Origin of the sequence: Vibrio sp. 10N.261.51.F11, assembly GCF_041471665.1 — a bacterium.
In the GTDB taxonomy this organism is placed as follows: Bacteria; Pseudomonadota; Gammaproteobacteria; order Enterobacterales; family Vibrionaceae; genus Vibrio; species Vibrio crassostreae_C.
The window spans coordinates 104737-127957 of the sequence record NZ_JBFROW010000031.1 but is presented as its reverse complement, the minus strand read 5'-3'; the positions used below and the strand labels follow the sequence as shown (position 1 = coordinate 127957).

The window sequence follows — 23221 nt, the reverse complement described above, 5'->3', positions numbered from 1 at the left end:
CTTTAACTGATCGGCATTACTTACAAAGCCTTACTTTCCCTTGCTTAACCTTACTTAGCCGAGCTAGCCTGCGTAAATAAACCCTGTAATCTTCACCTCACTAATAATTAGAAATCCCGTTTTAGGAAGTTTATGCAACACGACAACAACATGTACGCGTATATTTACGCAGGTAACGACGGCACAGAAAACACACTCATCGCCACTATCGATAATCAAGAAAAACCGCTGATATCAAGCTGCGTTGATGAGATAAAACGCATGTCATGCTTAGCCATTGATTTAGCAGCAAAACACGACCTAAAAGTGAAGCTGGTGAAATATCAAAGAGAACAAGAGATCGACTTCGGCCTATTCGTTAAATAGTGAATCCGACACTGATTTGGTTAATCTCTAACTGGCAGCCATAGTAGCATTAGCAAGCGCAATAGCCGTGAATGGCTGCCGAATTCGACCTGACAAGCCTAACGGGTAAAGGCTATAATGATCAGACGGCGCCCTTGCCGATTTTCATTGTCCAAATACGGTTTACTATGTCTTCCCAAACCCCACCTAAAACGTATCTAACGAATTCCTTATCTAAGTTAAAAAGCTACTTTAGTGAGTTATTGGATTTCCAATCACGCATTTGGGTGGTTCATATCTTTGAAGACTCTATTACCGATCAGTCGTTTGTGATTAATGAAGATGGCTTTAAAGAACCGCTAGAGTGGATGAAAAAACGTGATTACCAAGCGAGAATGCTTGATCGTGTTGATAAGATGAAAATCTCACAGGTGATTGAGATTCAGTTCGAAGACAAAATGCATCGCTTGATGCGAGTGAAGTAGCTTTATTGTTTGGGCGTTCACGAAAAGCCCTTGCTAGAAATCAAGTATAAAAAGGCCAGCGCTCGCTGACCTTCTCTCATTGATTACAAACCACCATCTAACGCGCACAATACTCATGCCACAGGCGCACCGCTTTCTGGTATGCCTCAGTTTTATCGTGCGTTTCTGCAAAGAGAATGGCTGTCATGCTGTCGACAACGGTATTCGCCATTAGCGCCATATCTTCAGCCGATGTGCCAAGTACACATTGACTAGGAAGTGGCAGCTCTAGGTTCATCATCTCTTCCCAGTAGAACGATTCGACTTTGTCAGGAGAGCTCATCCATACCGTTTGGCTAACTTTAGGATTATATTCCGACTCACCGTTCATCCCTTTGAATGAAATCACCGAGTGGGATTTATTTCCGATAACATGCTCAACTTCCGCATGAAGTTGTGGAAAGCCAGGATGGAAACTGCCACGCAGACCTAAACGGCCACCACCAGGATTCAATGCTCGAACTACCGTGTTAATTGGTGTTCTCAAACCGTAGCGGTGTTTCCAACCAATCATGGTTTGTGCTTCGGGCGCAAAGTTAGCTAGCGGTAAATAAGCAATGCCGTCTTGTTCAAGAATCGACTTAGCATGTTCAGGGCTCTCAGCACTTTGCACACCGACATCTTGCAAATGGCTTTCAACGTGCGTCCTACCGCTCGGCTTATCCATATAGCCATGCATTAACACTTTATAGCCATTGTCAGCTAAGATTTTTGCCGCCAACAAGTTCCAAGGCTTGCCACTGGCGTTATCGTTACGCTTACCTGCATAACACGGCCAATCAATATCAGCGCCTAAATCTGGCACTCGAGATTGAAACGCTTTTACAAAGCCAGCGATCTCTTCATTGGTTTCATTCTGCACACGAATCAACATCAGTAGCATAGCCATTTGGTCGTCACCGACTTCTCCGCTTAAATACTCATCCATGATGCGGTAGGCTTGTTCGAACGATAAAGGCTTACGCCCTCTTTCTCCTCGTCCAACTGTACGAATACACTCTAAAATACTACTCATTGATTGTTTATTCTCTTCCGTTGATATCAATAAAATTCGAATACACTTTCGATTCTATGATACCCACAGTGCATTGCAAAGCGATTCAGTTGCTATCGACCGAATTACCATTACGCGGATTGGTGTTCTAAAAGTAAACTTACTGGTGTAAAATTAGCGTATGCAATGCTAACCGCGACATATTGACTAGTATCCCGATGACTGTAAAAAAAACGCTGAGCCAAAGAAAACGTGAATCGATCGTTGCCGCTGCTATCGCAGAGTTTACTGAGCATGGCTACAAGGCCACCAGCATGGATAAAATATCGAGTCGCGCAGAAGTATCAAAGCGCACCGTATACAATCACTTTGCCAGCAAAGAGCTGCTTTTAGATGAGATTCTAGACAGCATTTGGAGCAAAACTCTGGCCGCGACGCAATTCCCTTATCAAGCAGAACTGCCACTTGAAGAACAGCTTTCGTCGATAGCCAATCAAGAGCTTGAGTTACTTGAGTCTGAAGGCTTCATCGACCTGTCACGCGTTTTGTTCTCAGAGTATTTCCATAACGCAGAACTGGCGCATCAAGCGATGGAAAAATATTCCCAAGCAGAAAGTGGACTTACAACCTGGATTAAAGCCGCGTTGGCAGACGGTCGTTTAGTAGAACTAGACCCACAATTCGCCTCCACGCAGTTCATTGGTCTGCTTAAGTCTTTTGCGTTTTGGCCGCAAATCATTGGTCATGTGCCGTCACCGGATGCTGCACACAAGCAAGTGCTCATTACTTCAAGTGTCGAGATGTTCCTTAAACAATATCAGGCGTGATTTTGGTGGTTGACGAGAATTCAACCACAATAAAACCATCACTGGTATCCGCTGTTATTTTCCCTATACTGCAACCCACTTTCGTCATTACGACTCAGTAAAACTTCAACTTTAGGTAGCCCTATGATTACTTTCACCACCAACTTTGGCGATATCGAGATTGAACTGAACCTTGAAAAAGCGCCAGTAACGTCGAAAAACTTCCTTAAATACTGCCAAGACGGTTTCTACGAAGGCACGACATTTCACCGTGTTATTGAAGGTTTCATGATTCAAGGTGGTGGTCACACTATCGACATGACAGAAAAACCAACTCGCGCCCCAATCGTCAACGAAGCAAACCGTGGTTTGAAGAATGTGATTGGTTCTGTGGCAATGGCTCGGACTGATGCACCACATTCTGCAACGGCGCAGTTCTTCATCAACCTTGATGACAACGATTTCCTAGATCACACCTCAACAACCAATGCTGGCTGGGGTTACGCGGTATTCGGTAAGGTTTCAGCAGGTATGGATGTGGTAAACAAAATTGCGAAAGCACCAACAACCATTCGCTGGGGACACGAAGATGTGCCTTGCGAAGATATTGTGATTACAAAAGTCACTATTCGCGACTAATTCATTCACGTCCTTTCCCGCCCCTAGTGCATTCGAATTGATGGCATAAAGAAAAGAAGGCTGTGCGATAGGACTATGGTGGTAAGGGTTCGACTTTACCACCTGTATTTAAAGCTCGTTGTTAGAATAGTTACCAGCGAGAACGATAAGTACGGTGACACCCTTTGCACGTCTTATTCGCAGAATTTAACCCTTGCTCTGCACTCGACAAGTCTTGTTCAACACTCGCCTGATAAAGCTCAGAAAAGCACTTGAAGAACAACCCACACTCGGCCTTGCGCCGAGTGTTTTATTTTCGTCTCGACCATTTGATATAGCAAAATAGTGAAGCAATGATCACCACCCCACCGAGCAGCTTCTGCATCTCTACACTTTCGCCAAGCACACTCACACTTAACAGCAGCGTCCACACAGGCTCAAGAATCATGATCAATGCCGCCACTTCCATGTTCACGGAGTGCTGACCGACCGTTTGTAGCAAGTAACGAATAGACGTTGCGATCACCGCAGAGACAATAAACCAGAAGACTAAGGTTTTGGTGATTTCGAACTCCGGCTGAGCTGTCATAGAAGCAAAGGCTAAACCACTCACACCCACCACAAACAGTTGCACACAGATTGATGCGATAGGCTTGATATTGGTAATCACACGCTTGTTCATCACAAAGTGAACAGACAACAACATCGATGCTAGTAAGAAATAAATCTGACTCTGCTCAACATGCCAGCCGTTACCCAAAGTCAGCAACAGCATGCCGATAATCGCGATAGGGAAAGACATCCAAAACGCACGATTAGGTTTAACTCGAAACAAAATCCAAGACACAAAGGGGGCAATGATCATGGCTAAGCTCATGATGAATGCCCCTTCAGACAAGGTCTCGGTCACCGACACTGCATACACCCAGACTTGCAGTGAGGCAGACAGCAACAAACCCACGCCGCAAAGAGACAAGATCTGTTTAAACGAAAGCTTACGAATATGATGAATACAAAACGGCAGAAGAATAAGACTCGCCACTAAAAAACGCACACCAATGAACACTGGTCCCGGCATTTCCAATACCACCAGCTTAGATGCAATCCATCCAACCCCAGCTAGCAGGGTGGCAAATAGAAGGTAAAGCTCTCCGCGCATCGCTTTCACGTTCATCATTTTACTTAGTCCAATAACAAAAAAGCAACCCGACTCTGCAAGGTTGCTTTTTATAAACATTCAACAGGATCGAGATACTATCTCAATACTCTGCTTCAGGCAGCTGTTTTTAGCCTGCGTATTCTGGGTAATCCGTTAAACCTTTTTCAGCACCACCGAACAATGTGTTTGGATCGTGCGCTGCAAGTGGGTAACCATTTTGAATACGAGCTGGTAAATCTGGGTTCGCAACGAATGGACGACCAAAACCAACCATGTCAGTTACGCCTTCAGCAACGGCTTTTTCGCCACGCTCGCTATCGTATTTACCCGCATAAATAAGGACACCCTCGTAGGCTTCACGAACTGCTGCTTTAAATGCTTTTGGCGTTTCAGGTGCATCGTCCCAATCAACTTCTGCAATGTGTAGGTAAACAATTTTGTATAGGTTAAGTAGTGCTGCCGCCGCTGTGTAAGTCTCTACTGGTGTAGCGTCAACCGTACCATTCAACGATGTGAACGGAGCAAGGCGGACACCAACACGGTCAGCACCAATCGCTTCAACCATAGCTTCAACCACTTCGCCTAGGAAACGTAAACGGTTTTCAATTGAACCACCGTATTCGTCAGTGCGGTTGTTTGCTTCAGAATCGATGAATTGGTTGATTAAGTAACCATTCGCTGCGTGAAGTTCGATACCATCAAAGCCTGCTTCAACCGCATTCAAAGCCGCTTGGCGATACTGTTCAACCACCTCTTTGATGTCTTGTTTCGTCATTTCACGAGGTTCAACCACATCAACAAAGCCCGGTTCATCAGTACCGTTATCGATGAATACCTTTACGTTTTGTGCTTTAAGTGCAGAAGACGAGATTGGCTGTTCACCACCAATGTTGTCTGGGTGTGTTACACGGCCTACATGCCAAAGTTGAGCGAAGATAACGCCCTCTTTTTCATGTACGGCATCAGTCACTTTTTTCCAACCAGCGATCTGCTCATCAGAATAGATACCCGGAGTCCAAGCATAGCCTTGACCCATAGGTGAAATTTGTGTGCCTTCAGCAATAATCAAACCTGCAGAAGCACGCTGAGCGTAGTAAGCCGCCATCATATCGTTTGCTGAATTACCAGGTTGCGTTGCGCGAGAACGCGTCATCGGTGGCATAACAATACGGTTTTTAAGCTCGATATTACCAAGTTGAATTGGTTGAAATAGTGCGTTTGTCATTGTTATATCCTCGATTAACCTAGTTGAATCAGTTCGATTTGGTAGCCGTCTGGGTCAGTAATAAAAGCGATATGAGTTGAGCCGCCTTTCACTGGACCCGCTTCGCGAGTGACGTTGCCACCTAGCGATTTGATTTTGTCACATGCTGCGTAAATATCTTCTACACCCAATGCCAGATGACCAAACGCGCTGCCCATCTCGTACTCATTCGTATCCCAGTTGTACGTTAGCTCGATAGTCGTGCCGCCTTGCTCATAGCCAACAAAAACCAATGTGTAGCGGTACTCTTTGTTTTCGTGGCGTTCAAGTTCCTTCATTCCCAATACCTTGGTGTAGAACTCGATAGACTTGTCTAAATCAGTAACTCGGATCATTGTGTGTAGGAATTTCATATTTCGCCCTTTTTAGCCCAGCAACCTGAGCCGATATAATCGTGAGTGGAGGTTACCCACTTCTTTGTTAGGGTTAATATACGAGCTGACAGCAAATAAATGAAATTATCATAAATTCTCATTGTGATAATTTTTTATTATAAATCACTTAATACAAGTGATTTGTTAAGAAGATATTTGGCAAACAAAAGATAGGGCGACGATCAGAAAGCGGAGCGCCAACTGTTTAGTGATTTAGACATGTCATTAGTCGTATTGATGATCTGCTCTCTCAACCACTTATGTGCCGGATCGGTGTTCTGTTTTTTCAACCAAATGAGGTAATGAGAGATAGGCTGATAATCGAAAGGCGGTTTGAACAACTGTAACCCAAGACGTTCCTGATACTGGTTCGCCATAGAAAGCGGCACAACAGTGATGTAATCAGTCTGGCTACACAGCATTAGGTTACTGGCCATAGAGCTGCCGTGAATTACAATTTTACGCGAGGATAAGTCTAACGAAGTGTAGTGATTCAAACTTCTTACTTGGCGACGTGTTCTGGCTAAAACCGCATGTTGCTCACTGAGATATTGCGCCTCGGTGATCTCACCTTTGATCCTAGGGTGCCCATTTCGGCAAACAATCACAAACTCACTGTCGTAGAGCTTTTCGCTCATCATGCTTGAATGCTCAGGCAACACAATGTCGATCATCAAATCAAACTTCTGAGTTAATAGATCCTCATGGACTTGATCATCACTATCTGGTTGGTCATACACCTCAAGAGATAAGCCTTGGTTAGATAACTGAGAAAATCGATCGAGCAACATCCACTTTAAATGTTCGGGAACCGAAGCCACAAACCTGCGCTCTGTACTCGCTTCATCAAACCCAGCCATACCTTGAAACACGCCGTTGAGCTCGTGTATTGGCGCTTTGATTTGCTCATACAAGCTTTGCGAGTAAGCAGTAGGCACAACCCCTCGCCCACTGCGCACAAACAACTCTTGGCCAATTTCATTTTTCAGTCGGCCGAGCGCAGTGCTGATGGTCGATTGATTGGTATTCAAATGATCGGCAGCCTTACTCAAACTGCCCTGCTCCATCACCGCTGAAAACACAGCCAATAAGTTAAAATTCGGAATGTCATTACTCATGATTCAGTGCTCATTTGGCGATAGATTTAATTATCTTATCGTAAAAGCGATAGAATGAAACAACGGATGCTCATTGAGAAAACAAAACTGAGAAGGAAGCATCATATGGTAAAGAGCAAAAATGTCAGAACAACTCACTCTTTCGAATAGCTGCCACATTCGCCAGATTGGAATCTAAATCTCTTCGCTGTGCCAGTAACGCTTAATCCACCCAAACTCACCCTAGACTGGTCGGAGTATTCAATAGTTCCGTCCTGCCTTATTGATACTTTTATAGCCACTTCTATGATCCAGGCTAATTAAATAGACATATTTTATAAGCCGAGTTTGAGCCTGTTCAAATAAACCCACCTCACGTTTAAGCAACCACTCAATTCATCGTAATTACGATAATTCAATATCGCAATAATGCGTAGATAGCACCAGTTACACTTCCTATTATTTCGCCAACAAATCAATTCTTAACCTAAACAGAAAACCTAAAAATGTGTAGATGATGGTGTTGCACACATCACGGAAGACGGCCTTAAAACCCAATGCAGCAAACGAACCTATCAATGGTAGACGTTACTTAAGAATGATTTCGCCAGGTGTTTTTAACACTCTATTCGCGAGAATGCGTTGTCTACGTGGTCAAAGCGATTTTTAATTGTCATCTAGTACTTTTGACTCAGTAGGTCTATACGGTTACGTGAGTTCAACACCTCTTTCAGATGTCTTCTAAAAGTCTTGTACCAAGGCTGCACTTTCTCTCTCCTTATTTAGGTTGAGATATGAACTTTATTAAAATCGTTTTCCAGAAAATCTGGGCCGTTGTGATGGTCTTGATTAAATTCTGCCTGTTTATGGCAGTGATGTTTGCTGGAGCATGGGCTCTTGCACCATTAGGCACAATCCATTCTAAAGACATCGACATGTCTCAATTCAACAATCACCCCAATGAAATGATGATGAACTTCTTCCAGATGGAGTCCTTCTCTGGTTACTTGTTCTCAGTGACCATTGCTGTGGTATTAGCCGGTGTTTACGGCATGTGGCAGTTGCATGAACTGGGTGTGCATAAAGCAAAAGAGCACAAAAGCGCTCACGTTCAAATCGTGTTTGCACTGTCACTTTGCGGACTCTTCATCAGCAAAACATTCTGGGTTATCGCTTTGGTTATCGCATTGGCGAACTGGAAACATATTGGTCAATCACTGAGTGATGTAATTCGCCGTGGTGTACAGCCTAAACAAGACACGACCAATACAGAGACAGCCGCAGTCCACGTATCACCTGAACAACCGGTAACAGAGCCGTCTTCAGTAGAGCAATCTTCAAAAGAACAGGCTTCAGAAGAAAAGACTCCAACAACACCATCCGCTACAGAAAAAGAGGTCGCATAATGAAAGAGATGATGATTCCATACATCCTAATTGTATGGTCACTGTTTGCGACAGGCGCACTTAAGAAGAACTTCAAGAACTACACATGGGCTGCCATTGGCGGCGTAACGATTCTTGCGGTATTAGCGGTTATCTCTCGCTTGTGGGCACCCGTTGATTTAACCAACTCAACCACAGTCAAAGCACCACACGCGGTGATGTCACCTATCTTTGGTCAGCAGATCGACCAAGTGCTTGTTGAGCACAACCAAATGGTTAAAGAAGGCGACATAATCTACACTCTCGTCGACATCAATTCTGCCGCAGATAAAGCCAAGATCGAATCTTCAATTGTTCAGAAAGAAGAACAAATCAAGCAGATGGTTCGCGATTTAGAGCGTGCTGAAACGTCACCTGAAATCTTCAATATGCGTGACGTAGAAAAGTACGACTCAGATCTTCGAGTACTGCACGCTGAACTTGTGTCGCTAAAAGCCGATCTACAAAAAGTAAATTGGGCGCAAGAGAAGAAAACCATTAAAGCTGAGTTTGACGGTCAGGTATCGATAGTGAACATTGCTGAAGGTTCTGTAATGGGTAATATGCACCTCTACAACACCAGCAAAAAGTTTCTTGAGATGCGTATTTCAGACCAAACTTATGGCTATGTTCAAGTAGGAGACTTCGCTGAGTTCTTCGTTGATGCATACCCAGGCCACGTGTTCCGAGCAAAAGTACACAGCTTTAATGCCGGTACCGGTGAGTCGAGTATTTCTCCACTTCAGGGGCCACAAAGCGTCGGTCAACACGTGGTAAGAAACGGCAATGGTTTAGGTCGTACTATCGTACTTGAGATCATTGAACCAGAAGGTTACAACATCCCTATTGGTTCAACTGGCGCGGCTTGGATCTCAGCTGAGAAGCCACATCCGTTCTGGGGCTTCATCGATGTAATCGGTGCAGCAACGGTTCGCCTACAATCTTACAAGTCATACTTAGGTGCTTGGTAAACGATTAGCTCTTGATAAGCAATTAAATATTCAATGATTTGGCTGTTATTCACTCGTATCACAGCCACTCATGAACTAGCGACTAATTGTAAAACAAATGCCCTGAATTTCAGGGCATTTTTGTATCTGTTGCAAGCTCATTTACTAATTGATTTAGATCAAAATTAATCGCCAATACAATCATTTATCAAACAAATCATCGAAAAAACGATAGATTGAAATATTATTAGCGCGTAGATAGCGACCTCCCCCACCTCTATCATTTGGCTCAAGAAATCCAATTCCTGTATCCAAATATAAGGTCACTACCATGACTAATACATTCAAAAAAATGGCGCTTCCTGTTGCTATTGCGAGCACTCTACTTGCTTCTGGTTTTGCATCTGCAACGCCAACTGTAGAAGCGACATCGAAAGTCGGCCAAGAACTTCAGACGGCAAATGCTGCGCAATACCAAAACATTGATCTTGATGCTCGCTACAAGAGCGAGGTTCTATTCGAACACAAATCAAACATGTTCTGGGGAAAAGGCGAACGTATTCAAGTTGTTTCTAAAACAGGCGATTCTCTAGCTTACACTGCTGAGTCTGACCATGTTCACCCAATCCTCACCAAGCATGGTCGTAAAATGGACCAAGCAATCATCAAAGTAGATGACAACGTATATCTTGGTTACGGTTTCGGTCTAGATACACCCGTCATGATTGAAGGTACGGACGGCATCATCATTGTTGATCCAGGCGAGTCGGTAGAAATGGCTCAATCGGTTAAAGAACAGTTCCGTCAAATCACCGACAAGCCGGTTAAAGCAATCATTTATTCTCACAACCACATCGACCACATCTCTGGTGTGCGTGCGTGGGTGACTGACGAAGAAGTGGCATCAGGTGAAGTAAAAATCATCGCTGAAGAAGGCCTAACCGCTGCAGTGGCTAACTGGTCTTCAAACCTAGGTACTCTATTTGGTCACCGTACTTCTTACACAGGTGCTAAGCACGTAGAAGAAGGCGAGCACGGCACAGTAAACGACGGCCTTGGTCCACGCTTCATGCAAGGTGCTATCTCGTTCATCGAACCAAACCTGCTTGTACCAAGCCAAAGCCACATCGAAATCGAAATTTCTGGCGTGAAAATGCACATCGAGAACGTGCCATCTGAAACTAAAGATGAGTTAGTGGTTTACTTCCCAGACCAGAAAATCCTGCACGCGTCTGAAGTACTTCAAGGTGAGAACTTCCCTAACCTTCACACCATCCGTGGTACTAAATTCCGTGACCCATCAATGTGGTTCAAGGGCATCGACGTAATGCGTAAGTTCGACACTGAGATCATGATTAACTCTCACGGTCGTCCTGTTGAAGGTAAAGAAGCAGTAGCTGACGTACTAACGGCTTACCGTGATGCGATTCAATACACTCATGATCAAACTATCCGTTACATGAACAAAGGTATGACGCCAGACGAGCTAGTTGAAGTAGTTAAACTTCCTAAGCACCTTGCAGAACACCCTTGGTTAGGTGAACACTACGGTACTGTTGCACACGCCGTGCGTCAGATTTACGTAGGTTACAACGGTTTCTTCGAAGCGGATCCATGGCAGCTAGAGCCAATGGCTTACGAGCAACGCGCTAAAGCATTCGTAGAGATCATGGGCGGTCGTGACAACATCCTTACTACTGCACAAGCAGCAATTAAGGCTGAGAACTACACATTTGCAGCAGAAATTCTTTCTTACCCAATCACGGTAAACAAGCAAGATATGGAAGCTCGTGAGATGAAAGCACAAGCTTACAAAGCATGGGCTGCAGACCAAGTGAACATCAACTGGCGTAACTGGGCGCTCAACGCGGCGGCTGAACTAGAGAACAAACGTGACTTCTCTAACATGATCAGCTTCGCTTCTGTTGACGTTCTTACTGCACTACCAAGCAAGCAGATCTTCGACATGATGACTTCAACGCTTATCGCAGAAAACTCGTTAGACGTGAACATGATGCTAACGTACAACTTCTCTGATACGAACGAAGCATTCACTATCGAAATTCGCAACGGTATTGCTCAGTTACACGAAGAAGCAGTGAAAGGCGCAGACGTTCAAATCGACACCACTCGTGCAGTATTGAACCAAATCTTGATTGCAGGTCCAAACGCTCAACAAGTGATTGGTACCAACCTACAGTCTGGTGCATTCAAGTTCTCGAATGGCGACATCAAAGGCTTCGGTCAATTCATGAGCTACTTCGATAAGCCAATGACTCCAGAAGAGATCATGCTCATCGTTCGCTAATAATCAAAGGCTGCTAAGGATGGCGAGTCGATAACTTAGGGACCCATTGTGGTCCCTTTATCGTTTATTTATTGGTACAGTTCGCAACCTTAACTCAACGATCTAGGTCTATTGTTGGAGTAAGGAAACTGCCCTGCTTCTTTTAAGGTTCACACATGCTAAAACGTTTTGTTCTTTTGCTTTCACTCAGTTCTTCTCTGGTATTAGCTTGCGGATTACACCAAGAAACCGGATTTAGTTTAGTGACAGAGCCCGGTTCACTGGAGGTATTTGGCAATGTCATCACAGCAAGGCAAGATGACGAGTTCGGAAACCTAGATAAACCGGATCATTTCAAACTGTTTTCGATAAAGTCAGCACTCGCAAAGGCGCATCCGAGTAAGATTGAATTCAACTTATTTGAAGCGATTAAAGGTCACTACAGCCAAATCAGCATTGAAAAAGGCGTGAACATTTCAGGAAGAGACACTTTGCCGACAGAGAACGATTTATTGCTTATTACAGAGCTCGACGTGTTCGATGCATTAGCGAACGGAACGATCTCTTGGGATCAAGCGACACTGAATGGATTAGTGGTAATCAATGGCCCTCAAGACAAACGAGAGCAGCTTGAAGATTGGCTTAGTGATATTTTTGAAGGGTAATAGCTTAAAGCGGGACAGATAAAAAGTCGTCAAACCCTCGGACTTCAGAACATTGAGGGTTCAACGACAAACTTAAATCAAAAAAGCGTAGGCAGCGGAATCAGTTCGAGCCCTAGTACGCCACTGATGCCCATCACCACCAGCAGAGAGACCTTGAAAACGGTCTTTGACCACTGAATGTAGTTGAGGCAATCGACCTTGCGGAATGTCACTTTGGTCCACATAAAGCAAACGGCCGCCGACACCGCTAGGTATTCATAACCCGCCTCTCCGAGTAAGAACAACGCCAGAGCAACTGCGCCAAACGCTACTACATAGGCTTTCATGTGCTGATGTGCTTTGTCGACGCCCTCTTTCACCGGTAACACAGGTATACCTGCATCGCGGTAGTCTTGAATGCGGAACATCGCGATCGCGTACGAGTGTGGCATTTGCCATAAACAGAACATGATGAACAATAGAACGGCTTCTAAGCTCAGGTAGTTAGTCACGCCAAGGTAGCCAACCAATGGAGGAACCGCGCCAGAGATACTGCCAACTAAGGTGCCGTAAACCGAATTACGCTTGTACCACATGGTGTAGAAAAAGACGTAAAACACATAGCCAAGCAACACCACAACCGCAGACATCGGATTAACAAATTGAAACAGCAGCGCCGTGCCTGCCAGCAACATAACTAACGCATAGATAAATGCGACGTCTGTGTTGATATTGCCCTGAACCAATTCACGGTTCTGGGTACGTTTCATTTTCTGGTCGATATCTCGATCAAAGATGTTGTTCACCACGCAACCTGATGCAATCACAAGCCCTACACCCGCTAAAGTCATCAGTAACAACATCGCACTGGCTGGTTCTGTTTTTGCAGCGAGGAAGAACCCCGCCGCAACAGAAATCAGGTTGCCGAAAATGATGCCCGGTTTGGTAATAGACAAATATTTTTTCAGCATACCTTGGCCTACAACTTCATGTTGACGTTCATGTTGTAGATGATCCATACCGAGCCAGCGATAAGAATCAATACAACAATGGCGGTAAACATCAATGACACCAAGTTCCAACGCCCATCGGGAGATTTCGCTTCCATGTGCAAGAAGTACTTAAAGTGGACAAAGATTTGCACCAGCGCACAGCCGAACAAGATCACGTAAGTTTCCGTACTTGGTAGCGCATGTGCCCACACAATGTAGAACGGAATAATGGTGAGAATTAGTGAAGCAATAAAGCCTTTCACGTAATCCGTTGCACCGCTGTCTAGATGCTGTTCCATTACATCACCCCCATTAAGTACACGATGGTAAATACACAAATCCAAACGATATCAAGGAAATGCCAGAACAAACTTAAGCACTGGAAACGCATCGACATGTTGTCGTTCAAGCCTTTGGTTGAAAGTTGGTGATACGCCACCGCCATCCAGATAAGACCGAACGTTACGTGCAAACCGTGTGTACCAACCAAGGTAAAGAACGCTGAAAGGAACGCACTCTCTTGAGGACCATAACCTTCTGCAATCAAGTGGTGGAACTCATACACTTCCATACAGATAAAGGCTAAGCCCAATACGAAAGTCACTTTGATCCAGCGCTTCAGTCCGGTCACGTCTTTGCGCTTCATCGCAATCATGCCAAAACCGAAGGTGATACTACTGAACAGCAGCATCATGGTTTCGACAAACACGAACGGCAGTTCAAAGATGTCTTTACCTGTTGGCCCTGCGATAGACCCACTCTCAAGCACGGCATACGTCGCGAAAAGCGTGGCAAACAGGACACAGTCACTCATCAAGTAAACCCAGAAGCCAAACAACTTATTCCCCGCAGCTTCGTGGTGATGATCATGCGAGTGTGCAAGATCATAAGTGTGTGACGGAGTATTAGCTTGCATACGTCGTCTCCAAGTCATCTTTATTGTCGTTGTTATCACTATCAGCATCACCGTCAGCGCTGTTACCACGACCAGAGTTGTCGCCTTTCACTGACTGTTTCTTTGCTTCTTCAAGCTGCGCACGTCGAGCCGCTTCAATCGCTTTGATCTCTTCAACTTCCACGTAGTAGTCCACATCGTCGTTGTAGCTGTGTTGAATACACGTCACCACGATGCCTACTAAGCTTGCAGCCGCTAGCCACCAGATGTACCAGATCATTGCGAAGCCAAATGCCAACGCCCATGCAGACACATAAATGCCTGTCGGTGTGTTCTTCGGCATGTGAATACGTTCGTATTCTTCTTCCTGAGTTGGATCAAACTCACCACTTTGCTTTTGATACCAGAACGAATCGATCTCATCGCCCTTAGGCAGTTTTGCAAAGTTGTAGAACGGTGGTGGTGACGATGTTGCCCATTCGAAGGTACGTCCGCCCCACGGGTCACCGGTTAGATCTCGGTTTTGGTCGCGGTCACGAACACTCACGTAAATCTGAACAAACTGACACACCACACCCATCGCAATCACGCCCGTACCTGCAGCCGCAACCGCCAGTAGAGGGAAAAACTCAGGGTTAATGTCTTGGCTCAAACGACGCGTCATGCCCATAAAACCAAGAGCGTAAAGCGGCAAGAACGCCATCAAGAAACCGATGATCCAGCAATAGAATGCGCGTTTTCCCCAAAGCTCGTTCAGAGTGAAGCCGGTCGCTTTCGGGAACCAGTAACCAATCGCAGCAAAACAACCGAAGACGACGCCACCGATGATCACGTTGTGGAAGTGAGCAATCAGGAATACAGAGTTATGCAGAATGAAATCTGCGCCCGGAACCGCCATCAATACGCCCGTCATACCACCAACGGTGAAGGTGATAAGGAAACCGACCGTCCACATCATTGGTGTGGTGAAGCGGATACGTCCTTTGTACATGGTGAATAACCAGTTGAAGATCTTAACCCCGGTTGGGATAGAGATAATCATGGTAGCGATGCCGAAGAAGGCATTCACATTGGCGCCTGAACCCATGGTGAAGAAGTGATGCAGCCAAACCACAAACGCTAAAATAGTGATAGCCACCGTCGCCCATACCAGTGAGGTATAACCAAACAGTTTTTTACGTGAGAAAGTCGCAGTAACTTCAGAGAACACTCCGAAAATAGGCAAGATTAGGATGTACACCTCAGGGTGTCCCCATGCCCAAATCAGGTTCACATACATCATCACGTTGCCACCAAGGTCATTGGTGAAGAAGTGCGTGCCGATGTATCTATCCAAAGTCAGTAACGCAATGGTCACAGTTAGGATCGGGAAAGAGATGATGATCAGGATGTTGGCACACAGAGATGCCCATGTGAACACTGGCATCTTCATCATTGGCATAGACGGAGTACGCATGCGCAAAATGGTCGCAAAGAAGTTCACACCCGTTAGTGTGGTACCCACACCGGATATTTGCAGTGCCCATATCCAATAATCGACACCTACTCCCGGGCTCGCCTCAATGCCAGACAACGGCGGATACGCCAACCAACCCGTACGGCCAAACTCACCCAAGCCAAGCGACATGTTGGTTAGGATAATACCCACCACAAACAGCCAGAAGCTCAAGTTATTCAGATATGGGAATGCAACATCACGAGCGCCAATTTGCAGCGGTACGATGATGTTCATCAAACCGATAACCAGTGGCATCGCGACGAAGAAAATCATGATCACGCCGTGAGCCGTGAAGATTTGGTCGTAGTGATGTGGCGGTAAATAGCCAGTTTCACCAGCTGCAGAAAGCAATTGCTGGCTACGCATCATGACCGCATCGGCGAAGCCACGAACTAACATCACCATCGCGACCGCAATGTACATGAAGCCTAGTTTTTTGTGGTCTACAGACGTAAACCATTCATTCCATAGGTATTGCCACTTACCGGCTTTTGTTACCGCATACACCACTAAACTACCTACTAAAGCGATCATGGTTAAGGTGATCAAAATAATGGGTTCGTGGTAGGGAATTGAGTCTAGAGTTAATCTTCCAAACATGACGATTATCCTTGGGTTTCCGGCAGACAGTTCATTGAACCAGGGTGCTGGGTCACGACATCAGTGAATAAAAATGGTGGGATACTAGAAAACAGCGTCACAGGCTCAGCCACACTTGGCGCGGCCAATGAACGGAACTGCTCCCAATCTTCAATACGATCAGGACTTGCTTTCACTTTCTCCACCCAGTTTAAAAACGCCACTTGATCAGGCATGGCCGATGCGGTGAATTTCATCTGAGAGAACCCTTTCCCACTGTAGTTCGATGCAAAGCCTTTGAAGTCACCTTCGTGGTTTGCAATCAAATTCAACTTGGTCACCATTCCCGGCATCGCGTAGATCTGCGAACCAAGACGCGGGATAAAGAATGCGTTCATGATGTTGTCTGAAGTTAGCTTAAACGTCACCGGTACATCTTTCGGGAACGCAACATAGTTAACCGTCGCAATGTTTTGCTCCGGATAGATGAACAGCCACTTCCAGTCCAGAGAGACCACTTCGATCACCATAGGCTTAACGTCACTCACCAGAGGCTTTGATGGCTCTAATTCGTGTGTTGTTCGCCAAGTGATGGTGGCTAGAATCGCGATGATGATGATTGGAATCGTCCATACCACCACTTCGATCTTGGTTGAGTGCGCCCAGTCAGGTGCATACTCTTCTGTGGTATTACTTTCGCGGTATCTATAGGCAAAGTAGATGGTCATCAGGATCACGGGGATGACGACAATCAGCATCAGCAACAGAGCCGTAATAATCAGCTCCTTTTCCTGAACGCCAACGCTACCTTTTGGGTCGAGCAATGCGGAGTTACATCCTTCGAGCATCAGGACGGTTCCCACCAAACCAATCCTCGACAGATTTGTCCTCGATAAAATGCGTTTATATCTTGAAGCTTCCATTAACTTTCTCGATGGTTATCCAGCCTCAGAACGAACGCCTAAGTACTGGTTGTCATGATCATTAGAATATTTATGTGTTGAGCATGTGAAACGCCACATCTCAAAAAGCAATGCAATAAAGCCCGTTACTGCCGGGTTAAAACCACACAGAAAACATGACTTAATTGTTACACTTTGAAATACATTGTTACATTTGGCGCATTATGAAGAGTTGAATTTGAAAGCTCACCAAACAAACTTGGAAACTAACCTTCCATTTATGAAGACGAAAACTAAGAAGCAGTAAGCGATTAAGACACACATCAATAGCGTGCTACACAGATGGAGCAGTACTGACAAGGGATTTAGAAAAAGTAGATAAACACTCGCGCGTCACCACTGCTCAGGGCAAGTTCAAGGTACATTAGAAAGAGCGAATAAATAGAAGTGTGACGCCCATCAAGATTGTGAATTCACATACCATTTACAAGGTATTCACTGGTTAGATTATTCAAAATACCCACTCATTCACCAGCAAGATAACCAAGCATTCATCGATGTACTACTGTGACGAATTGAAAGAATATTATGACTAACAGAAAGGATAATTTGACTAATTGAGGGCGTAATAGCGGTAAAAAGCACAACAAAATGGTAGGAATTGGGGTGAATTTATCGAGAATAACAACACCATAATCGAGCCAGATACGGCTCGATTATGGGCAATTAAAGAGTAGCCAAATTGAAGAGACGTTAAATCGAAAAACAGTTATGCCGCTTGAGTAGTCATGGATTTTCGCTGATTTCGAGTCATCAAATGATAAACCACAGGCACAAAGTAGAATGAAATAAGCGTGGTTAATACGGTACCGCCCACAATCGCGACCGCAAACGGAGGCCAGAAACCGCCTCCAGCAATAATCAACGGCATAAAGCCCCCAACGGTTGTAATCGTGGTCGAGCTGATATGGCGAGTACACGACATCACCGCCTCAACGACCGCATCAACATTCCCAGAGGAAGCCTCCTTGTCTAGCTTCAATTCGGTCAGAATGACAATGGCAGCGTTAATCGCTAAGCCCGCAATGCCGAGCATGGCGATGATCACCGTAAAGCCAAACGGATAACCGAAAGTCCACACCGACAACAGCCCTAGTCCACCAGCCAATCCTGCTACCATGAAGATGATGCTACTCATTCGGAACGAGTTGAACGACATCACCACCACCAACACCATCAATACCACCACGACTGCGACATTCGAAATGAGACTGTTGACTGAATTATCTCGTTCAGCGGATTCACCACCAAAACCAATCGTGTAGCCTGATGGCATCTGATAGTTTTCTAGGCGTTTTTGGAATTCATTGAGCACGGTTTGAGGCAAGACACCCGCTTCAATGTAGCCCTCAATGGTATTCACACGTTGCCCATTTCGGCGGGTTATCGCGCCGCGACTGGTCGTCAATTCCAGTTCTGCCAGAGTCGAAACATTGATCCCCGTTGAGTAGACATCAGAACTGATTGGCAAACGAATATTGCTTAAATGCGCTAAGTTCTCACGCGCCTCATCTGCGACACGAACACGGATTGGTACCGACTCACTGCCTTCAATCACAGAACCACTTTCACGACCTGTCAGCGTAGTTTGCAGCATACCTGCGAACTGGTTCAATGAAATACCGTTGAGTTTCGCGGTATCTTCATCGACCTTCAACCACACCTTCGGCGTACCCGGTTGCAGCGTTTCCCTTGTGTGCGTCACATGAGGAACACCCGCCAAAATCAATCGCACATCCTCACCAATCGCTTTCAACGTATCGAGGTTTTCACCATACACTCGCAGTTCAACGGGCGCGGTAAATGGAGGCCCTTGGTTAAGCTTACGTACCAAGATTTGTGCTTCCGGCACCTCTTCATCCAACACCTTTTGCAACTGTGGAATTAGCGCATTGGCTTGGTCAAAGTTCTCTGTTTTCACCATGGCTTGCGAGAAGTATGGCGCATTATTTTGCCTTGCTTGCAGGTTGTAATAGAAGGATGGGAAGTTTGCACCCACGAGCCAATCGATACGCTCCACTTCAGGGTAACGATGAATGATATCGTCGATTTTTTCAGAGGTGTTTTTAGTGGCATAAATGCTCGCTTGCGGCGGCATGTACACCTGGATCTCAAACATGTCTCGGTCTGATGGCGGGAAGAATTGCTCAGTCAGCTGAGACATACTCCAGTAACCGGTAAACGGAACCAACAACACCAAAGCAATCGTGATAATTGGATGCGTGACACCAAAGCGGACAGAAGACGAGAACCAGCGCGTCAAAGCCGGGATTCTTAAGCCGGTCATGTACCAATGGTGCTGTCCTTTCTTGTCGACATCACTGAGTTGTTTCGGCAGTAGCTTAGTCGCTAAGCCTGCGATTAAGGTGTGCGAGATGATGTAAGAGCCGATCAATGAGAAAGAAACGGTAATCGCAATACCACCGACGAACTCACCCGATGCACCCGGCATCAAGATAATCGGGGCAAACGCCAACACGGTAGTTAAAGTTGAGCCTAATAACGGCACCCATAAATGCTTCAATGCATTCATGGTCGCTTCTGCTCGTTGTTGCCCTTTCAAACGATAAGCTTGAATGGTATCGACCATCACCACCGCGTTATCAACCATGATCCCGAGCGCCACAATTAGGCCTGTCACCGACATTTGGTTAATCGGCACACCGGTCATTTTCATGATCGACAAGGTCAATAATGAGGTTAACGGCAGAGAAATGGCGACTAAGATCGCGGCACGCACGCCTAAAGTGACAAACAGCACAATCAAAATCAGACCGAAACCGATCATCAAGCTTTTGCCTAAATCGTCTAAGCGAGTCTCGGTATAACCTTGCTGATTAAAGAGCACGGTCACCTTAACGTTACTTGGTAACTCTTGCTCAAATTTACCAATCAGAGCATTAGCTCGCGACGTCCAGTTATCAACTCGCAGATCAGGGTGCATTCTTGCCGCGACAATCACACCCGGCTCACCATCAACAATAGCAATCTGGTCTTGTGGGGTTTTCTCACCACGTTTCACCGAAGCAATGTCTTCCATACGGATGATGTGACCTTTGCTATCAGTGGCTATTGGCACTTGCTTAATGCGTTCAATGGAATCAAGTTCAGATTTAATTTCTAAGCCAAAGCGAGAATAAGCACTGACCAGTTCACCCGCCGAGTTCTTGGCGTCTGCCCCTTCGAGCGATTCAGCGATATTGGCGCTTGAACGCCCTAGAGCAGCGGCATCGGCCGTACGTAAACTGATTTGAATCTCTTCTTGCGGCATCCCGTATTCATCAACGAATTCAGTACCCGACAAAGTTCTTAGTCGCTTGGCGAGCTCTTTGGCATAACGGCCCAGCGTTAACCTATCAGGCTCGCCTGCACCAGACCAAGTTAGAGATGCGATGGTCGTGAAAGCATAGGTATGGTCGCTATCGAGATCAGGCGATTGAGCACCCGCAGGCAAAATGGATTCGATATCAGATAACTTGTCGCGAGCTTGGGACCAGACGGGTTCTGGCTCGGTGATGGTGTCATTCAATTCTAAGGTGACAATAGACACGCCCGGCCTTGACGTCGAGCTCACGAGTTTAACTTCACTCAGCTCACGCAGCTTGTTCTCGATAACTTCTGTTACCAAGGTTTCAACACGCTCGGCACTGGCGCCGGGGAAACTGGTAGTAATGTTCGCGTAACGGTTGATGATCACCGGATCTTCTGCACGCGGCAACGTCATGAACGCCGAAATACCACTCACCATCAGCAGTGCGGTCATCAAGATAAGCAGTCGAGTGTTGGAAATAGTCTCTATTATTTTCATACTATTACCTACTCAGCCGCACTGACTGGTTTCACGATTTGGCCCGGAACTAAGCGATGTAAACCACTGGCGATGACCTGTTCACCGTCTTCAATCGCCCCACTCACATACGCTTGTTGATTGTTGGCAAACAACACCTGAACACTTCTACGTTCAACCTTATTGTCTTCACCAATCACAAAGATGTTCCACACACCGCGCAATCCATCAATCAAACCCGTTAATGGCACCCAGTAACCTGAGTCATCAATCTGCTCATCAAATTTAAGGTAGGCAAGTTGCCCTTCCAATACCGATGATTGTTCAGGGAATAGGTAACGCAAACCGACACTGCGAGATTGGGTGTCGACCATTGCGCCGGGATTCAATAGCTCCACGGCATAATCTGTTCTCCCAACTCGGATGTTAGGCGAAGAAAGTGAGGTGACTTTTTGCATTTGGTGAGCAGGAATACCGATGAAGGCTTCCTTCCCTTCAGAGGCAAGCAGTGTAAGAGTAGGATTACCGACATTCACCACATCACCCAACGACACAAAACGCGTTGCGATAGTGCCCGAATAAGGCGCACGAACCGTCGACTTAACCAACTTCAATTCATTGCCTTTTACCGAGGCATCAATACGCAATAAGTTCGCCTGCAACACGCGCTGTTCACTGGTTAACGAATCAATTTCCGCCTCAGCACTGAAGCCTTTTGCTTTCAATGAGCGCTGACGCTTTAAGTTCGCGGCCACAAGACTCAGTTGAGCTTTCACTTCTTCGGCTTGTGCTTTCAATTGGCTAGATTCAGTCTGCAGCAATTGAGTATCTAACCGGATTAACGGTTGACCTTCGGTTACTGTGTCACCGACATCCACTAAAATCGCATTTACTTTTCCGGCCAACTCGAAACCTAAATTGGCCTGCTGACCCGCCTTAACCACACCCACATATTCACGCTGCACTGCATAAGAGGAAGACAGCGCCAAGGCCATCGTTTCTACAGTTAAAATGGTTTGGACGCTCGAAGCCGTTTCAGCGGTTGAATCAACCGACTCTTGGGCTTGTTCCTTTTCGCCACATCCAACAAGAAAAGCCGATAGAGACAACGCCACCGCACTTCCCTTCATCAATTTATACATACTCACTGTTCCTATGCAGTACTCAATCATGTTCTTTTTTTAGACTAACCAAACCAAACTAGACTGTCTAGTTTGATTATGTTAAAAGTAAGTTTCATCGTTAATGATTGATAAAACCATCACAAAAAGCATAATGCTTAGCGCAGAACGAAATGCATTGAACTGAGCAAAGCCAAGTACCAAGCAAGTAACGAGAAACAGCACGTGACAAAAATCATCAAGAGTGAACAGAAGAGATCGCAGATCTTAACCGCAGCCAGCCAACTTTTCTCTGAACATGGCTTCAAGATCAATATGGATCAAATAGCCAAAGCAGCGAACGTTTCCAAGCAAACGGTCTACTCTCACTTTAAAAACAAAGACGAGCTTTTCGAAACCTGCATGCAAACTAAGTGTGCCGAGCGCGAACTCAGCCCTTCTGCTTTTGATATGAATGCCACTTTGGAAGACGAATTGGTGAAGTTTGGTGTGAAGTTTCAAGATTTGTTACTTGATGAGCAGTCCAGACAGACCTTTCAAAATGCTGTGAGCCAATCCAACACGCACCCAGAGATCGCCTCTATCTATTTAGAAACTGGGCCTCAGAAAACCACCAAATTACTTGCTGATTATTTGCAGTCGAAAATAGACTCTGGTGATCTCACACTGTCGACATCAAGCTCGCCAGTCATTGCAGCACGCCAACTGTTGCTGATGTTTCACGGCAAATCGGCGTATTGGTCATTCTTCGGTCACGATAGCGGAGAATCCGAAGAAGAAAGGCTTCACTACACTCGCGAATGTGTCGCGCTATTCTTGAACGGCAACCAGCCTCGTTAATTGTAGCTCTATCTTTGAATAAAAAAGGCACAGAGAAATTCATCCTCTGTGCCTTATCAAT

The 23221-nt window shown here is 45.6% G+C and carries 21 protein-coding genes and 1 pseudogene; 9 read left to right on the top strand and 13 right to left on the bottom strand.

Annotation, left to right across the window (positions count from 1 at the left end; translation table 11 throughout):
- The first annotated feature begins 132 nt into the window (after positions 1–132).
- Both AB4351_RS10640 and AB4351_RS10635 read left to right on the top strand, forming a co-directional pair.
- On the top strand, positions 133–366 hold the full coding sequence (locus AB4351_RS10640; protein ID WP_017060212.1) for a hypothetical protein: 234 nt from the start codon (positions 133–135) through the stop codon (positions 364–366).
- Between the two features lie 167 nt (positions 367–533).
- Complete coding sequence (locus tag AB4351_RS10635; protein ID WP_029235295.1) at positions 534–830, top strand: hypothetical protein; 297 nt, start codon at positions 534–536, stop codon at positions 828–830.
- Between the two features lie 97 nt (positions 831–927).
- On the opposite strand, the gene AB4351_RS10630 is transcribed toward AB4351_RS10635, so the two are convergent.
- Positions 928–1914 (bottom strand): glycosyl transferase family protein, encoded by a 987-nt coding sequence (locus AB4351_RS10630; RefSeq protein ID WP_081324522.1) that lies wholly within the window; start codon positions 1912–1914, stop codon positions 928–930.
- A 167-nt stretch (positions 1915–2081) separates the two neighbouring features.
- Between AB4351_RS10630 and AB4351_RS10625 the strand changes: the two genes are divergently transcribed.
- Together AB4351_RS10625 and AB4351_RS10620 are read left to right on the top strand one after the other, a co-directional pair.
- Entirely contained in the window at positions 2082–2690 is a 609-nt protein-coding gene (locus AB4351_RS10625; protein ID WP_372125932.1) for a TetR/AcrR family transcriptional regulator, read from the top strand.
- A 123-nt stretch (positions 2691–2813) separates the two neighbouring features.
- Entirely contained in the window at positions 2814–3308 is a 495-nt protein-coding gene (locus AB4351_RS10620; protein WP_017060208.1) for a peptidylprolyl isomerase, read from the top strand.
- 130 nt (positions 3309–3438) lie between these two features.
- Here the strand turns inward: AB4351_RS10620 and AB4351_RS10615 are convergent.
- The 5 genes and pseudogenes from AB4351_RS10615 to AB4351_RS10595 all read right to left on the bottom strand — a co-directional run.
- Positions 3439–3555: pseudogene (locus AB4351_RS10615) on the bottom strand (cytochrome c); the annotation flags it as partial.
- 42 nt (positions 3556–3597) lie between these two features.
- Positions 3598–4464 carry a DMT family transporter gene (locus AB4351_RS10610; RefSeq protein WP_372125929.1) on the bottom strand — a complete coding sequence of 289 codons (867 nt, stop codon included), beginning with the start codon at positions 4462–4464 and terminating at the stop codon, positions 3598–3600.
- 109 nt (positions 4465–4573) lie between these two features.
- Entirely contained in the window at positions 4574–5671 is a 1098-nt protein-coding gene (locus tag AB4351_RS10605; protein ID WP_017065285.1) for an alkene reductase, read from the bottom strand.
- A gap of 14 nt (positions 5672–5685) precedes the next feature.
- On the bottom strand, positions 5686–6063 hold the full coding sequence (gene gloA, locus AB4351_RS10600) for a lactoylglutathione lyase (RefSeq protein ID WP_017066787.1): 378 nt from the start codon (positions 6061–6063) through the stop codon (positions 5686–5688).
- A 203-nt stretch (positions 6064–6266) separates the two neighbouring features.
- Positions 6267–7202, bottom strand: coding sequence for a LysR family transcriptional regulator (locus AB4351_RS10595; RefSeq protein WP_372125926.1), 936 nt, complete (start codon positions 7200–7202; stop codon positions 6267–6269).
- 773 nt (positions 7203–7975) lie between these two features.
- Between AB4351_RS10595 and AB4351_RS10590 the strand changes: the two genes are divergently transcribed.
- From AB4351_RS10590 to AB4351_RS10575, 4 genes are all read left to right on the top strand, one after another.
- Positions 7976–8587: a hypothetical protein gene (locus AB4351_RS10590; protein ID WP_017070446.1), complete on the top strand. Its 612-nt coding sequence runs from the start codon at positions 7976–7978 to the stop codon at positions 8585–8587.
- On the top strand, positions 8587–9576 hold the full coding sequence (locus tag AB4351_RS10585; protein WP_372073120.1) for an efflux RND transporter periplasmic adaptor subunit: 990 nt from the start codon (positions 8587–8589) through the stop codon (positions 9574–9576). Before AB4351_RS10590 ends, AB4351_RS10585 begins: the two co-directional genes overlap by 1 nt.
- Positions 9577–9886: 310 nt before the next feature.
- Positions 9887–11863: an alkyl sulfatase dimerization domain-containing protein gene (locus AB4351_RS10580; RefSeq protein WP_372125924.1), complete on the top strand. Its 1977-nt coding sequence runs from the start codon at positions 9887–9889 to the stop codon at positions 11861–11863.
- A gap of 155 nt (positions 11864–12018) precedes the next feature.
- Positions 12019–12507: a hypothetical protein gene (locus AB4351_RS10575; protein ID WP_017060200.1), complete on the top strand. Its 489-nt coding sequence runs from the start codon at positions 12019–12021 to the stop codon at positions 12505–12507.
- Positions 12508–12584: 77 nt separating this feature from the next.
- Here AB4351_RS10575 and cyoE read toward each other — a convergent pair whose 3' ends face one another.
- From cyoE to AB4351_RS10540, 7 genes are all read right to left on the bottom strand, one after another.
- Complete coding sequence (gene cyoE / locus AB4351_RS10570; protein WP_372125921.1) at positions 12585–13505, bottom strand: heme o synthase; 921 nt, start codon at positions 13503–13505, stop codon at positions 12585–12587.
- Positions 13466–13777, bottom strand: coding sequence for a cytochrome o ubiquinol oxidase subunit IV (gene cyoD, locus AB4351_RS10565; RefSeq protein WP_017066633.1), 312 nt, complete (start codon positions 13775–13777; stop codon positions 13466–13468). The genes cyoE and cyoD overlap by 40 nt, the downstream gene beginning before the upstream one ends.
- Positions 13777–14394 carry a cytochrome o ubiquinol oxidase subunit III gene (cyoC, locus tag AB4351_RS10560; RefSeq protein ID WP_010439790.1) on the bottom strand — a complete coding sequence of 206 codons (618 nt, stop codon included), beginning with the start codon at positions 14392–14394 and terminating at the stop codon, positions 13777–13779. Before cyoC ends, cyoD begins: the two co-directional genes overlap by 1 nt.
- The gene (gene cyoB / locus AB4351_RS10555) at positions 14384–16471 is read right to left on the bottom strand and encodes a cytochrome o ubiquinol oxidase subunit I (RefSeq protein ID WP_108112117.1); all 2088 of its coding nucleotides are present in this window, start codon (positions 16469–16471) and stop codon (positions 14384–14386) included. The genes cyoC and cyoB overlap by 11 nt, the downstream gene beginning before the upstream one ends.
- Before the next feature lie 5 nt (positions 16472–16476).
- Complete coding sequence (cyoA, locus tag AB4351_RS10550; protein ID WP_080544732.1) at positions 16477–17373, bottom strand: ubiquinol oxidase subunit II; 897 nt, start codon at positions 17371–17373, stop codon at positions 16477–16479.
- 748 nt (positions 17374–18121) lie between these two features.
- A complete protein-coding gene (locus AB4351_RS10545; RefSeq protein ID WP_372125918.1) occupies positions 18122–21220 on the bottom strand; it encodes an efflux RND transporter permease subunit in 3099 nt (1032 codons plus the stop codon).
- 8 nt (positions 21221–21228) lie between these two features.
- Complete coding sequence (locus AB4351_RS10540) at positions 21229–22341, bottom strand: efflux RND transporter periplasmic adaptor subunit (protein ID WP_372125917.1); 1113 nt, start codon at positions 22339–22341, stop codon at positions 21229–21231.
- A gap of 204 nt (positions 22342–22545) precedes the next feature.
- Between AB4351_RS10540 and AB4351_RS10535 the strand changes: the two genes are divergently transcribed.
- Entirely contained in the window at positions 22546–23160 is a 615-nt protein-coding gene (locus tag AB4351_RS10535; RefSeq protein WP_102393158.1) for a TetR/AcrR family transcriptional regulator, read from the top strand.
- Positions 23161–23221 lie beyond the last annotated feature (61 nt).

Bases quoted from the DNA above. Each gene is read 5' to 3' on its own strand.
- AB4351_RS10640 (WP_017060212.1), top strand. From the start codon at position 133: ATGCAACACGACAACAACATGTACGCGTATATTTACGCAGGTAACGAC.
- AB4351_RS10635 (WP_029235295.1), top strand. From the start codon at position 534: ATGTCTTCCCAAACCCCACCTAAAACGTATCTAACGAATTCCTTATCT.
- AB4351_RS10625 (WP_372125932.1), top strand. From the start codon at position 2,082: ATGACTGTAAAAAAAACGCTGAGCCAAAGAAAACGTGAATCGATCGTT.
- AB4351_RS10620 (WP_017060208.1), top strand. From the start codon at position 2,814: ATGATTACTTTCACCACCAACTTTGGCGATATCGAGATTGAACTGAAC.
- AB4351_RS10610 (WP_372125929.1), bottom strand. From the start codon at position 4,464: ATGATGAACGTGAAAGCGATGCGCGGAGAGCTTTACCTTCTATTTGCC.
- AB4351_RS10605 (WP_017065285.1), bottom strand. From the start codon at position 5,671: ATGACAAACGCACTATTTCAACCAATTCAACTTGGTAATATCGAGCTT.
- gloA (WP_017066787.1), bottom strand. From the start codon at position 6,063: ATGAAATTCCTACACACAATGATCCGAGTTACTGATTTAGACAAGTCT.
- AB4351_RS10595 (WP_372125926.1), bottom strand. From the start codon at position 7,202: ATGAGTAATGACATTCCGAATTTTAACTTATTGGCTGTGTTTTCAGCG.
- AB4351_RS10590 (WP_017070446.1), top strand. From the start codon at position 7,976: ATGAACTTTATTAAAATCGTTTTCCAGAAAATCTGGGCCGTTGTGATG.
- AB4351_RS10585 (WP_372073120.1), top strand. From the start codon at position 8,587: ATGAAAGAGATGATGATTCCATACATCCTAATTGTATGGTCACTGTTT.
- AB4351_RS10580 (WP_372125924.1), top strand. From the start codon at position 9,887: ATGACTAATACATTCAAAAAAATGGCGCTTCCTGTTGCTATTGCGAGC.
- AB4351_RS10575 (WP_017060200.1), top strand. From the start codon at position 12,019: ATGCTAAAACGTTTTGTTCTTTTGCTTTCACTCAGTTCTTCTCTGGTA.
- cyoE (WP_372125921.1), bottom strand. From the start codon at position 13,505: ATGGATCATCTACAACATGAACGTCAACATGAAGTTGTAGGCCAAGGT.
- cyoD (WP_017066633.1), bottom strand. From the start codon at position 13,777: ATGGAACAGCATCTAGACAGCGGTGCAACGGATTACGTGAAAGGCTTT.
- cyoC (WP_010439790.1), bottom strand. From the start codon at position 14,394: ATGCAAGCTAATACTCCGTCACACACTTATGATCTTGCACACTCGCAT.
- cyoB (WP_108112117.1), bottom strand. From the start codon at position 16,471: ATGTTTGGAAGATTAACTCTAGACTCAATTCCCTACCACGAACCCATT.
- cyoA (WP_080544732.1), bottom strand. From the start codon at position 17,373: ATGGAAGCTTCAAGATATAAACGCATTTTATCGAGGACAAATCTGTCG.
- AB4351_RS10545 (WP_372125918.1), bottom strand. From the start codon at position 21,220: ATGAAAATAATAGAGACTATTTCCAACACTCGACTGCTTATCTTGATG.
- AB4351_RS10540 (WP_372125917.1), bottom strand. From the start codon at position 22,341: ATGTATAAATTGATGAAGGGAAGTGCGGTGGCGTTGTCTCTATCGGCT.